Consider the following 12,626-nt stretch of genomic DNA (forward strand, 5'->3'; position numbering starts at 1 on the left):
TGTCTGACTAGTCGCCACATTAGGTGCGCACGCGGCGAGGCCGTCCCGCCACGCTGCGGCGGTGCAGCGGACGTCACCTGAAATGCCGTCACCTGAGGTGACGTCAGGTCCGCTCCGCCGGTGAGCCTGACGCCTCCGGACGGGGTCTCTTCGGATCGGGCCCTTCCGTATCGGGCTCCTCCGTATCGGGCCCCTCCGGATCGGGCCCCTCCGTCCCATCGGGCTCCGGCGCGTCCGGCGGGATGTGCGGCAGTGTCAGGGTGGCCACCGCCCCGCCGTCCGGTGCGTTGGCGAACTCCAGCCGGGCGCCCAGCACCTCCGCCTGGCCCAGCGCGATCGTCAGCCCGAGCCCGTGCCCGGTCGCACCGCCCTCCGTGCGGAACCGCTGCGGCCCGTGCTCCAGGAGGTACTCCGGATAGCCGTCCCCGTGGTCGCGCACGCTGACGACCGGCCCGTCCACCGTCAGCACCACCGGCGGCCGGCCGTGCCGGTGTGCGTTGGCCACGAGATTGCCCAGCACCCGCTCCAGCCGCCGCCGGTCCGTCTCCACGGACACGTCCCGTACGACCCTGACCCGCACGTCGCTCCCCGGCGCGGCCCCGGTGGCCCGCGCGGTGCGCAGCGCCCGTTCGGCCACCGTGCTCAGGTGCTCGGCGTCGAGGGCAGGCCGCTCGCGCCCGGTGTCCAGCCGGGAGATCTCCAGCAGGTCCTCGGTGAGCGTGCGCAGGGCCGCGACCCGGTCGCGTACCAGTTCCGTCGGGCGGCCCGGCGGCAGCAGTTCGGCCGCCGCGTGCAGCCCGGTCAGCGGTGTGCGCAGTTCGTGCGCCACGTCCGCGGTGAACCGCTGCTCGGCCATCAGCTTGCCCTGGAGCGAGGCGGCCATCGAGTCCAGGGCGGCCGCGACCGCGGCCACCTCGTCCTGCGGGCGGGTGCGGTCGCGGGTGAGCGGGTCGTTCACCCGCGCGTCCAGGTCGCCCGTGCTGATCCGCCGGGCCACCAGTGCGGTGGCGTGCAGGCGCCGGGTCACCCGGGTCACCGCGAACGCGCCCACCAGCAGCGTCGCCCCGATCGCCAGCCCAGACGACCACAGGATGGCGTTGTCGAGACCGGCGATGGTGTGGGCCTGCTGCGAGTAGTCGACCTCGACGGCCAGCGCCCGTCCTTGGTCGGCGGGGCCCGCCGCCCACATCGTGGGGCGCCCGTGGTGCCGGCCGACCACCGTGCCGCGTTGGCCGTCCGCCGCCAGCCGCCGCAGGGACGGCGGCAGTCCCGCGGGGTCGACGCCCGCGCCGGGCAGCAGCGTGTCCCCGGACTCGAACGCGCTGGTGGCGTCCTTCAGCCGGGACAGCGCCAGCTCTCGGGCCTGGCCGACGGTCTGGTCGGTCACCGAGACGTGCACGAGGATGCCGAGCAGCGCGGCGAGCGCGCAGCACATCACCGTGATGAACGCCGCGGACTTCACGGCGAGCGTCCCGGTCCACCGGGGGAGCGCCACCCTCCTCCTCATCGGCCGCTCGCGGACGACGTGGCCGCCGCGGACGACGTGGCCGCGGTGCCCGATCCGGCTGCCGCGTCCGATCCGGCCGCCGGGTCCGATCCGGCCGCCGCGTCCGATCCGGACGAGGTGGCCGGCGGGGTGAGGCCGGGGGTCGGTGACGGCCGGGGCACGGGCGCCGGCGGGGCGGTGGCCGCCGGAGTGTGCGCCCGGGTCGGCTTGTGCGGGGCCGTGCGCAGGAACTCGTCGCGCGAGAACACCATCGCCCGCTGGTCCGGGTCCCATGACCACGTCGTGCGGTACTCGTACCCGGCGATCCCGGCGGGCGAGCGGATGATCACGGCCCGTCCGGCCAGCTCCACGCCGATCACCGCGTCGTCGTTGGCGAAGACCTGCACCAGCCGGTGCCCCTCGAAGGTGTAGACGCGCACGGCCGTCTGGTTGGTGGGGTACAGCCGGAAACCCAGGGTCATGTCGTCGCGCCCGTCACCGGTGAGGTCGCGGTAGTACGGCCGCAGGACGGGACAGTCGCCCCGGCCCGGTCCCGCGCCGCAGTCCGCCAGCCGGGCGGCCGTCTGCCGGTAGGGCGCCTTGGCGTTCTTGTAGTCGTCCGGGTGCGCGGCCACCTCGGCCCGTACGACCGCCACCGGATCGACCGCGTGGATATCGTCGCCGGGGGCGGTGATCCCCTTCACCGTCTCGATCTGCACCTCGTCGTACGGCCACGCCGGGCTGGCGGCCGGCCGCAGCGACGGCCAGAGCCGCGCCGGGCTGATCGCGGTCGGTGTGCTGCCCGCCGCCCGCAGCCCGCCCGCGTCGCCGCAGCCCGCCGCCGTGGCCGTCAGCAGGGCCACGACGGCGGTGACGAAGGCGGGGCGTCTGCGGAACACTGCTCTCCGGGGGGAAGTGGGCGGGGAAGTGAGTGGGGAAGGGGGCGGAGGGGCGGGACGGACGGCGGGGCGACCGGGATCATGGCCGGAAGCAGCCTCGTACACCTTATTCGTATGGAAGTCCTTTTTGCGTACGGTTCCAGCCCTCGGGTGGACGGCGTGGCCCGGTGGCGTCCGCAGAGCGTACGCAGTGAAGGTGAGAAAACGGATCGACTACTCGGCCGGCTCCCCCAACTCCTCCAGCAGCCGGGCCGTGGCCAGCCCCGCCCGCAGGTACTCGGCGAACAGCTCGTTGTGCAGGGCCCACCGCGAACGCCGGGCGCGGATCAGCCGGATCGCCTCCTCGGCCCGGTAGCCGCGCAGCACCAGGGCATGGCCGACGACCAGTCCCGACCGGTTGTACCCGGAGTAGCAGCGCACGAGGACCCGCTCGCCGGAGTCCAGCGCGTCGCACGCGGCCTGCGCGAGGCGCATCACCCCGGCCAGCTGCGTGCCGTCCAGCGGACCGTCGGGAATCGGCCACACCTGGTGGGCGACGCCCGGGTCGGGGCCGTGCCCCGGGAGTCTCAGCAGCGTCTGCACCAGGTCGAACTCGTCGTGCACGGCGACGGACTCCAGCCGCCCCGAGCCGCCCCTGAACTCGTGGCCGCCCATCCACAGGCCGGGCACGATCTCGCTCCACGGGCTCTCCGGAGCCGGTACGTCGGGCTGACTTCCACGGGTCCGCAACGGCGCGCCTCCCCAACTCCCCACCCCACGGCACCTCAAAGGTAACCGCGTTCTTGCCCGGGGAGCACCCCGCCTGTTCCCATGGGCGTAGGGGTGATGGCGCATGAGCGGACCACGTCGACAGCCCGGACCGGCCGGTCCGGGCCTCCTGCGCGTCGTACCGGGCGGACACCGGGGACGGGACCGGCTGTACGTCAGCGCCCCCGACGGGCGCACCGTCGCCTGGTACGACCGCGAGGCCGCGCGGGTCCACCTGCTCGCCGAGGACGAGCGGGCGGACGTCCTGGAAGCGCTCGGCCCCTTCCTCGCGGGCCCGGTCGCGGTGGGTCCGCCCCCCGTCCCCACGCCCGCCGACCTCGCCCGGCTGAGCCTCCACCCCGACGACGACCTGGCGCCCAACCGCCCCGGCGAGGCGCTGCTCGTCGCCCTCGACCGCGACCCGGCCCCCGCCCACCGGCTCCGCCCGGACCCGCGCCGCCGGGCGCTCACCGCGGAGCGGGCCGCGGGGGAGGCGCTCGACCGCCTGGAGGGCGTCGGCTGGCGCGTCCTGCACTCCGTCCCGCTGCCCGGCGGCGACCGCATCCACCACCTGGTGATCGGCCCCGGCGGACTGTTCGCCGTGCACTGCCTCTACGCCCGCAAACAGCGCGTGCGGGTGGCCGACCCGGCGGTCGTCCTGGGCCGCCAGGAGCCGGAGCCCGTGCTGCGCCGCGTCCGTGCCGCCGCTGACCGCGCCTCCCACGCCCTCACCGCCGAGGTCCACCCGCTCCTGGCCCTGACCGGCCCGGCCGACCTGCGGGTCACGGCCCCGCCGCGCGGCGTCCGCATCCTCCAGGATGCCGACCTGGAGGGCCTGGCCCGCCTGGGCGGCATCCTGAAACCGGCGGACGTGGAGGCCCTGCACGCGATGGCGCGGGACCGCAGGACGTGGACGCGGGTCTGACCCGCTCCTCGGCCGAAGCCCAGGAACGCCGGCTTCCGGCTGCTTTCGGTACCGCAGCCGCCCGTGGCACCGCGGCGGCCCGTGGCGCCGCAGCCGCTCACGGCACCTCCGGTGCCCCGCCCCCCGCCGGGGCCAGGAGGGGGGCCAGCAGGTCGCCGAAGTCCTGGACGCGGGGCGCGATGTCCCCCGCCTTGAAGTCGAGCCGCCTCGGCGTGCGACAGTCGGCGACCTCCTCCCACGTCACCGGTGCCGACACCGTCGGTTCCGCACGCGCCCGCAGGGTGTAGGGCGCCGCCGTCGTCTTGCGCGCGGCGTTCTGGCTCCAGTCGACGAACACCTTGCCCGGCCGCAGACTCCGCGTCATCCGGTGCACCACGAGCCGGGGCATCGCCTTCTCCGCTTGAACGGCCAGCCCCTTCGCGTACGCCGAGGTGCGCTCCCCGGACGCCCCGCGCACCGCGGCCAGCAGGTGCAGCCCCTTGGACCCGGAGGTCTTCGCATACGCCTCGATCCCGTCCGCCGCCAGCCGTTCCCGCAGCCACAGGGCCACCCGGCAGCAGTCGACCACGGTCGCGGGCGGCCCCGGGTCGAGATCGAAGACGATCCGGTCGGCCTCGCCCGGCGCCCCGATCACCCACTGCGGCGTATGGAACTCGGTCACCAGGTTGGCGGCCCACATCAGGCTCGGCAGGTCCTGCACGAGCACCATCCGGGCCGGGCCCTCCGAGCGCGGCACCTCGGCCGTCGTCACCCACTCGGGCGTACCGGCCGGGACGTTCTTGACGAAGAAGACCTGGCCGTCCGGCCCGTCGGGATACCGCAGGAAGGACAGCGGCCGGTCGCGCAGGTGGGGGAGCAGCACGTCGGCGACGGTCGCGTAGTAGTGCAGCACCTCGCCCTTGGTGAACCCGGTCGCGGGATACAGCACCTTGTCCAGGTTGCTGAGCGCGAGCCGTCGCCCCTCCACCACTGTGATCGGCGCCATACGATAAGAAAAGCACGTACATCACGTGAAACATGGACAACAGAACGAAAAGCCCCGCCGAACCGACCCCGGAAGGTGCTGCACGTGCGATCCATCTGGAACGGCGCCATCTCGTTCGGCCTGGTCAGCATCCCGATCAAGCTGGTGAACGCCACCGAGAACCACACCATCTCCTTCCGCCAGATCCACACGGAGGACGGCGGCCGGATCCGCTACCGCAAGGTGTGCGAGCTGGAGGACCGCGAGGTCACCCAGGGGGAGATCGGCAAGGGGTACGAGGACGCGGACGGGTCCATCGTCCCCATCACCGACGAGGACCTGGCCCATCTGCCGCTGCCGACCGCGCGGACGATCGACATCGTGGCCTTCGTGCCGGCCGACCGGATCGACCCCCTCCAGATGGAGCACGCCTACTACCTGGCCGCGAGCGGCGCCCCGGCCGCCAAGCCCTACACCCTGCTGCGCGAGGCCCTCAAGCGCAGCAGGCGGGTGGCGATCGCGAAGTTCGCCCTGCGCGGGCGCGAGCGCCTGGGCATGCTCCGCGTGGTGGACGACGTCATCGCCATGCACGGCCTGCTGTGGCCGGACGAGATCCGCGCCCCGCAGGGGGTGGCCCCGGAGACCGACGTCACCGTCCGCGACCAGGAACTGGACCTCGCCGACGCCCTGATGGACACCCTCGGCGAGGTCGACCTGGCGGACCTGCACGACGAGTACCGCGAGGCGCTGGAGGAGGTCATCGCCGCGAAGGCCTCCGGCGAGGCACCGCCCGAGGCCCCCGGACCGGCCCCCGGCGGCAAGGTCCTCGACCTGATGGCGGCCCTGGAGAACAGCGTGCGGGCGGCCCGGCGGTCCCGCGGCGAGGAGGAGGGGGAGGCACAGGCCGCGGGCGGCGGCGCCCAGGAGGCCGGGACCGCGGCCGAGGCCGAGGTCAGACACCTCCCGCCCCGCAAGGCGGCCCGCTCCGCCTCGGAGAGGACGGCGTCCGGGAAGGGGGCCGCGAAGAAGACGGCCTCCTCCGCGAAGAAGACCGCCTCCGCGTCCGCCTCCGGTGCCGGGTCGGCCAGGAAATCGGCGTCCAAGTCGGCGCAGGCGAAGAAGACCGCGTCGGCCGGCAAGTCGACCGCGAAGAAGACTGCGGCGAAGAAGACGGCGGCCCGCAAGCGCACGGCTTAGCGCGGTACGGGCCGGCGCCCGCAGGGCTCAGCGCACGGCCTCCTGGTCCGCCGCGGGAAGCCGCCGCAGGGCCAGTACGGCGTTGTGGCCGCCGAAGCCGAAGGAGTTGCTGAGGACCAGATCGCCGGCGCCCGGCAGCGCGCGGGGGGCGCCGGTGACGACGTCGAGCCCGATCTCCTCGTCGACCTCGGCGCAGCCGACGGTCGGCGGTACGACCCCGTGGTGCAGGGTGAGCACGGCGGCGACGGCCTCGACGCCGCCCGCCGCCCCCTGGAGGTGCCCGAGGTGCCCCTTGAGCGCGGTGACGGGCACCTCGCCGCCGCCCGCCCCCAGCACGGCCCGCAGCGCCCCGGCCTCGGCGAGGTCGCCCTCCGTGGTCGCGGTGGCGTGGGCGTTGACGTGGACGACGTCGACGATGTGCCCGCCCGCGTCCCGCACGGCCCGGCGCAGCGCGAGCGCCACACCGCCGCCCGACGGGTCGGGCGCCGCCATGTGGTGCGCGTCGGCGGACAGCCCCCATCCGGCGGCCTCGCAGTAGATCCGGGCGCCGCGGGCACGGGCGTGCTCCTCGGACTCCAGGACGAGGATGCCGGCGCCCTCCCCGTTGACGAACCCGGCGCGGTCCTTGGCGAAGGGACGCGAGGGCGACGTGCCGGCCGCCGGGCTCAGGTCGGACAGGGCCCGCATGGCGGCGAACGACGCCATGATCGCCGGCGTGACGACGGCCTCGGCGCCCCCGGCCAGGGCGACGTCGACGCGGCCGTACCGTATGCGGTCGACGGCCTGTCCGATCGCCTCGGTGCCGGAGGCGCAGGCGCTGGTCACGGTCCGGGCCTCTCCGGTGATGTGCAGGTCGAGCGAGACCTGGGAGGCGGCCTGGGAGGGCACGGTCATGGGGGTGGTGAGCGGGGACACCCCGCGCGGCCCCTTCTCCCGCAGCTTCCGGTCCGCGCCGACGAGGACGGAGGCGTCGCCGAGGATGGCCCCGAGGCTGACGCCGACCCGCTCCGGATCGAGCCCGCTCTCCCGCGTGCCGCCCTCGGCGAACCCGGCGTCGCCCCACGCCTCGCGAGCCGCGAGCACGGCGAACCGGGCGGCGCGGTTCATCCGCCGGGCGGCGGCCCGGGGCAGCAGGGCGGCGGGGTCCACGGGCACGACACCGGCGGTGCGCACCGGCAGGTCCGCGAACTCCTCGCCCTCCAGTTCCCGTATCCCGTGCCGCCCGTCGAGCAGCCCCTGCCACAGCTCGCCCGTCCCGGAACCGAGCGGCGTGATGGCTCCGAGCCCGGTCACGACGACCCGCCGCGGCCCGGCCGCCGAGGGTTCGCGCGTGGGGCGACCGTGGTGGCGTACGACGTATCCCGCGCGGTCGGCGTCGGCGGCCCAGCCGCGCACGACGTCGTCGGAGACGGTCTGCGCCGTCCTGGTGTCCAGATCGCGGTGCCAGCGGCCCCACCGCCGCCGGTACGTCACCTCGACGCCCTCCGGGTCGACGGCCCGCAGCCGGGTGACGACGTCCCCGTCCCGGAACGCGACGGCGTCCAGCCGCGGCGACGACACGGCGGGCACGGCCGCGACGTCCAGCCGGCGCCCGGCGACGACCACCTCCTGCCCGCGCGCCAGGACCACGTCACGGTCCGGGCCGCCGAGCGGGGGGCGCAGGGTGACGCGGATCGTCTCCGGCGACTCGGGCAGGGTGTGCATCACGACACACCACTCCTGCCGCTCGGCCTGCGCGAGTGAGAGGGCGGCCAGATCGCCGGGGACGACCTCGGCGGCGGTAACTGCGTGGGGGTGGAGGGGGACTTCTGGCGTATCGGATGAATTGGACATATCCGTACTGCTTCCTGTGACCCGAGGTGTCGTGCGGCGGACTATCCAGATTTAAGGGGGCGAATTGCCAGAAAGGTATGGAAATAGATACTGCTCCCAAACAGGACGTCTGTGCGAATATCGGCAAGTGCCATGAATGCTGCGCACGTTGGCGCCACGCCGTTGCGGGGGTGTGTGCCGGCTCACGCACGCGGAGCGGGCCCGGGGCGTTGGCGTGTGACCTACGGCACGTCAGGCGCGGGGGTGGTGTGCGGGCGGGGGCCAGTGGCGGTCGGGGCCGTGAAAAAAGAAGGTGAGGCCGGTGTGCCCGGCGGCTAGGTTGGCGGTGTTCGAAGGGGGGAACCGTGACCAAGCTCAACCAGATCATCGCTGTCGAGAAGGGCGTCAAGAGCAAAGCGCTCCAGGACGGCGCGGCGGCACACCAGAAGGTGCAGAAGCCCGCACTGCTCGCCGGCATCTCGCGGACGTACCAGCCCAAGGACGAGGAGGGCGAGCAGCTGCCGCCCGAGTCCACCCGGGTGCAGGTCAAGGCCGAGGAGATCCTGCGGGAGGCGGCGGCCTCCCTGACCCGGTTGTTCGACGTGACCGCGACGAAGGACTGGGCGAACCGCACGGCCTGCGCGGACGTCACGGTGGACGGCCGGACCGTCCTCACCGAGGTCCCGGTCAGCTACCTGCTCTTCCTGGAGAAGCAGCTCACCGAGCTGCACGCCTTCGTCAGGAAGCTCCCGGTGCTGGACGCCGCCGAGTCGTGGACGCTCGACCCGTCGACTGACTGGTGGAAGACGGACCCGGTGCGCACGATCCGCACGAAGAAGGTGCCGCGCAACCACGTCAAGGCGGAGGCGACGGACAAGCACCCCGCCCAGGTCGAGGTCTACCACGAAGACGTCCCGATCGGTTACTGGACGACGGTGAAGTTCTCCGGAGCCCTCCCCGCGCGGCGGGTGAACGAGCTGCTGGACCGGGTGGAGAAGCTCCAGCAGGCGGTGAAGTTCGCGCGCGAGGAGGCCAACGGCACGGAGGTCACCGACCAGCGGGTGGGGGACGCGGTGTTCGGCTACCTGTTCGCCTGATCCGCCCGGCGGACCACGGTGGCTCCATGATCGCCCCCGCGTGCGAGCGCGGGGGTGCGCAACGGACGCGGACCGGATTGAGCACCGGTACGCGTCGTGAGCGCAAGCTGAAACTGACGTTCAGCCTGAATCACGGGGCGGCGGGCCGAGACTCGTCGCCGCGCTCAGACTCAGACTCTCGCTCAAGCTTCAGCATTCGCCACCGATCGCCGGTGCGACCGGGTACGGACGACCGCCGCCGGATGCGAGTTCGACTCTCGCCTGCACCTCTTCGCGGTGCGGTAGTTCAAAGGAAGAACACGACGGCCTGAAAAGGATCCGTACTCTTAAACGCCATCGGCGTGCGCAATGGGGTGGCAGCCCCAGGAGCCCGGGAGCTGGATACGCCTCCCGGGCTCCGCCGCGTTCTGCCCCGCCCATTCCGTGCGTTCACAGGAGGCGGGCCACCAGCCCCCCGGCACCCGTACCTCCGTCCTTCCCGTTTTTCCCGTTCTTCCCGTCCTCCCGGTTCTTCCCGTCCTCCCCGCGCTCGCGGGCGTCGCGACGGGCCAGCCCGGGGGAGGCGCCGGTCCCGACGACACGACCGTCGCGCAGGACGACCCAACTGCCCTCCGCCGGCGCTTCTGGGGCCACCGGTCCGCCGGAAGCCCCCGGACCGCCGGCGGCCGCCTGCCGGCCGGACACCGTCAGGCCGACGGCCGCGGTCAGCCGGGCGTCCGGCCCGAGAGCGCCCGGCCGCGGCGCGGGCGCCACCGCACCCGCACGCCACTCGGCCGTGGTCCGCTCACCGCCCGCCCGCCGCGACCACACCAGGTGCTGTACGACGATCAGCGGCCCCAGCGCGGTCAGCAGCGGAAAGCCCTCCGTCAGCGCCCCCACCGCGAACAACGCGCTGACCGCACTGGTGACGACGACCCCGACGGCCCCCGCCAGCAGCGCCGCGCCCCGGCCGTACGCCTTCGCCGCCACCAGCGGGAACAGCACGAGCAGCAGCAGGTCCCCGAGCCCGACGGCGACCGGATGCGCGCCGCCGGTGAGCGCGAGAAGCGGGGCGAAGGGCCGCCCGCGTACCTGCTCGAAGAAGTTCCCGGTGACGTCGGTCAGCGTGGTGGCGACCAGGTCGTAGCAGGTCAACGCGCCGGCCAGCGCGGCCACATGGGACGAGCGCATTCCGCTCTGCGCCCAGAGGTTGGCCACGCCCACCACCGCCACGGCCAGCAGCACGTCGGTGCCCACGCGCACCCAGGCCGCCGTGGACCAGACGGCGGCCCCCGCGGTCGCGCCGGTCGCGGCGAGCGCCAGGCACCAGGCCCAGCGCCCTGAGCACAGCGGCGCCAGCGTGAACTGCACGGCCAGGCAGAACACCAGGCCGAACAGCGCCGACACCCAGGCGCCGGGCAACCCGGCGTAGAACAGCGGCGCCACGACCACCCCGACGCAGAGCACGGCGATGTCAGCCGGGGCGTAGACCCCCACGGGGGGCCTGGGCATGACGACGCGGGCCAGGTAGGCACCGGCCACGGCCATGAGCGCGGCCACGCAGCAACTCAGCGCCACCAGGGCGGTCCCGTTCACGCGGCGCCCCCTTCCTCGCCGGCCGCCGCGCCGCCGTGCGCGGCCACGGCGGGCGTACCCCCGGGCCCGGGCCGGTCGGGCAGGCCGGGCCGGGCCACCGCCTCGAAGCTGTGCTCGCGCAGATCGGCGCGGAGCGGGCTGGTGGGCGGCATCGCCGACCGGTCGTCGTACAGGACCAGCCCCGCCAGGGGCAGCCCAGCGGCCGCCGCCCGCTCCTCCAGGCGGGCGCGCAGCGCGGTGGCGGGCAGTGCCGGGACGAGCAGGTGCACCAGCGCGCCGCCACCGGGCTGTTCGGTCACCGCGTACCGGGCCGGCAGCGGCACCTCGGGCTCGGCCTCGATGAGGTCGAGCAGGTCGCGGGTGGTCAGGGCGGTGCTGAGCGGGCCGGTCCAGCGGCCGAGTATCTCGGAGGTGGCGGGCAGGTGGGCCAGTTCGCAGCCGGGCGCGGTGGTGGGCCTGCGTACCAGGTCACCGGTGGCGTAGCGCAGCAGCAGGGTGCACTCCCGGTACGGGAAGTACGGCGTGTGCACGATCACCCCGGTGCCGCCGGGCGGTGTCGGCTCCCAGGTCCGCGGGTCCAGGACTTCGAGGTGGCCGAACTCGGTGGTGTGGTGCAGGTGTCCGGCGCCGCAGGGCGTACCCCCGGAGGGCAGCGTCTCGGTCATCAGGTACGAGGACGTCACCCGCGCTCCGAACACCGCTTCGGCGCGTTCGCGCAGCGGGCGTGACAGCACCTCGCCGCCCACTCCGACGCTGTGCAGCCCGAAGTCCCCGGGCCGCCAGCCGTCCCGCTCGGCCCGGTGCACCAGCGCGGAGAGGTAGGAGGCCGAGGTGCTGAGGTGGGTGATCTGGGGCGCCTTGCCCGGCAGTCCGAGCGGCGCGGCGAGCCGGTCGAGCGCCAGGGCGGGTTCGAGCGTGCCGAACTGGACGAAGGAGGCGCCCACCCGGGTCGTCGACTCCTCGGCGTTGAGCAGCGGAAGGGTGGCCCGGGAGCAGCCGGCGTAGGCGAGGGTGTGGTGCGGGCGCAGCCCCATGCCGAGGACGGCCGAGATGGTGCTGAGCGCGATGGTGACGTCGAGCTCGGCGCGCGAGTACCAGACCGCGGTGGGGGTGCCGCTGGTGCCGGTGGTGAGGGCGGCCAGCGCGGGCCGCGCCGCGGCGGACACGAAGGCCCCGGGCAGGCCGCGCAGCGCCTTCTTGGGCGTGACGGGCACACGCGCCCAGCTGTCGGGACCGGTGCTGTCGGCGTACGGGTCGAGGGCGTCGGCGTCGAGGCCGAGTTCGCCGAACAGGTGCCGGTAGTAGGCGGTGTGCCGGACCGCGGCGCGCGCTGTGGCCCGCAGACTCCGCCGGGTGACGGTCCGCCGCACCTCGGGGTCGATCTGCCCGGCCTGTCCCGGCAGCAGCGCCGAGTCGGCCCCGGGCGCGCCGAACTCCTCCAGCGTGGCGACCAGGTCACGGGCGATCCGCTCCAGGTCCCGCGGCCGGATCCTGCTGTTGCGCAGCACGGCCATGCCGTAGCGGAGCTGACTCAGGGCGGTGCCGAACAAGGGGAGCCCTCCTGACGGGCCGACGTACCGATCGGGGCGGACGGAGGAACCGGGTGCCGGCGAAGCGGTGGGGCGGACGGAGGAACCGGGTGCCGGAGAGGCGGCGGGGCGGACGGAGGAACCGGCTTGCGTGAACGGGTACGGCACGAACGGAGAACCAGGCACCGGCCGCGCATCGCGCGCCCGCAGCTCCTCGTCTCCGCCCGTACCGTGGCCCGGGAAATCAGGCCATGTGCGCGAACATCGCGGCGGACAGGGTGCTCAGGGCGTACTTGAGGTAGTGCTTGACCATGGTCGGAACCTCCTCGCGAGGCGCCGCCGATCGGGCGGCGCGAGCCTGATGACGAACGACCGGCCGGATCCGGCCGGAGAAG

Annotated in this window: 10 protein-coding genes; 3 read left to right on the forward strand and 7 right to left on the reverse strand. The window is 74.2% G+C overall.

Annotated features, from left to right (window positions below):
- Positions 1 to 103 precede the first annotated feature (103 nt).
- From ACFC02_RS05650 to ACFC02_RS05660, 3 genes are all read right to left on the reverse strand, one after another.
- Positions 104 to 1,507, reverse strand: coding sequence for an ATP-binding protein (locus ACFC02_RS05650; RefSeq protein WP_376352627.1), 1,404 nt, complete (start codon positions 1,505 to 1,507; stop codon positions 104 to 106).
- Entirely contained in the window at positions 1,504 to 2,385 is an 882-nt protein-coding gene (locus tag ACFC02_RS05655; protein WP_376352629.1) for a hypothetical protein, read from the reverse strand. The genes ACFC02_RS05650 and ACFC02_RS05655 overlap by 4 nt, the downstream gene beginning before the upstream one ends.
- 213 nt (positions 2,386 to 2,598) lie before the next feature.
- Entirely contained in the window at positions 2,599 to 3,114 is a 516-nt protein-coding gene (locus tag ACFC02_RS05660) for a protein phosphatase (protein ID WP_376352632.1), read from the reverse strand.
- Between the two features lie 103 nt (positions 3,115 to 3,217).
- Here ACFC02_RS05660 and ACFC02_RS05665 point away from each other — a divergent pair, with 103 nt between their 5' ends.
- Positions 3,218 to 4,057, forward strand: a complete 840-nt coding sequence (locus ACFC02_RS05665) for a nuclease-related domain-containing protein (RefSeq protein ID WP_376352635.1) — start codon at positions 3,218 to 3,220, stop codon at positions 4,055 to 4,057.
- Between the two features lie 97 nt (positions 4,058 to 4,154).
- Here ACFC02_RS05665 and ligD read toward each other — a convergent pair whose 3' ends face one another.
- Positions 4,155 to 5,042 carry a non-homologous end-joining DNA ligase gene (ligD, locus tag ACFC02_RS05670; protein WP_376352638.1) on the reverse strand — a complete coding sequence of 296 codons (888 nt, stop codon included), beginning with the start codon at positions 5,040 to 5,042 and terminating at the stop codon, positions 4,155 to 4,157.
- 84 nt (positions 5,043 to 5,126) lie between these two features.
- Here ligD and ACFC02_RS05675 point away from each other — a divergent pair, with 84 nt between their 5' ends.
- A complete protein-coding gene (locus ACFC02_RS05675) occupies positions 5,127 to 6,218 on the forward strand; it encodes a Ku protein (protein ID WP_376352641.1) in 1,092 nt (363 codons plus the stop codon).
- 27 nt (positions 6,219 to 6,245) lie between these two features.
- Here ACFC02_RS05675 and ACFC02_RS05680 read toward each other — a convergent pair whose 3' ends face one another.
- Positions 6,246 to 8,051 carry a beta-ketoacyl-[acyl-carrier-protein] synthase family protein gene (locus ACFC02_RS05680; RefSeq protein WP_376352644.1) on the reverse strand — a complete coding sequence of 602 codons (1,806 nt, stop codon included), beginning with the start codon at positions 8,049 to 8,051 and terminating at the stop codon, positions 6,246 to 6,248.
- 344 nt (positions 8,052 to 8,395) lie between these two features.
- Between ACFC02_RS05680 and ACFC02_RS05685 the strand changes: the two genes are divergently transcribed.
- A complete protein-coding gene (locus ACFC02_RS05685; protein ID WP_376352646.1) occupies positions 8,396 to 9,127 on the forward strand; it encodes a hypothetical protein in 732 nt (243 codons plus the stop codon).
- A gap of 429 nt (positions 9,128 to 9,556) precedes the next feature.
- Here the strand turns inward: ACFC02_RS05685 and ACFC02_RS05690 are convergent, their stop codons facing one another.
- Together ACFC02_RS05690 and ACFC02_RS05695 are read right to left on the reverse strand one after the other, a co-directional pair.
- Positions 9,557 to 10,702, reverse strand: coding sequence for a hypothetical protein (locus ACFC02_RS05690; protein WP_376352649.1), 1,146 nt, complete (start codon positions 10,700 to 10,702; stop codon positions 9,557 to 9,559).
- Positions 10,699 to 12,252: a phenylacetate--CoA ligase family protein gene (locus tag ACFC02_RS05695; protein ID WP_376352652.1), complete on the reverse strand. Its 1,554-nt coding sequence runs from the start codon at positions 12,250 to 12,252 to the stop codon at positions 10,699 to 10,701. The genes ACFC02_RS05690 and ACFC02_RS05695 overlap by 4 nt, the downstream gene beginning before the upstream one ends.
- Positions 12,253 to 12,626 lie beyond the last annotated feature (374 nt).

Source organism: Streptomyces sp. NPDC056160, assembly GCF_042268205.1.
Lineage (GTDB): Bacteria > Actinomycetota > Actinomycetes > Streptomycetales > Streptomycetaceae > Streptomyces.

Coding starts and splice junctions, on each gene's coding strand:
- ACFC02_RS05650 (WP_376352627.1), bottom strand. CDS start 1,507: ATGAGGAGGAGGGTGGCGCTCCCCCGGTGGACCGGGACGCTCGCCGTG.
- ACFC02_RS05665 (WP_376352635.1), top strand. CDS start 3,218: ATGAGCGGACCACGTCGACAGCCCGGACCGGCCGGTCCGGGCCTCCTG.
- ACFC02_RS05680 (WP_376352644.1), bottom strand. CDS start 8,051: ATGTCCAATTCATCCGATACGCCAGAAGTCCCCCTCCACCCCCACGCA.
- ligD (WP_376352638.1), bottom strand. CDS start 5,042: ATGGCGCCGATCACAGTGGTGGAGGGGCGACGGCTCGCGCTCAGCAAC.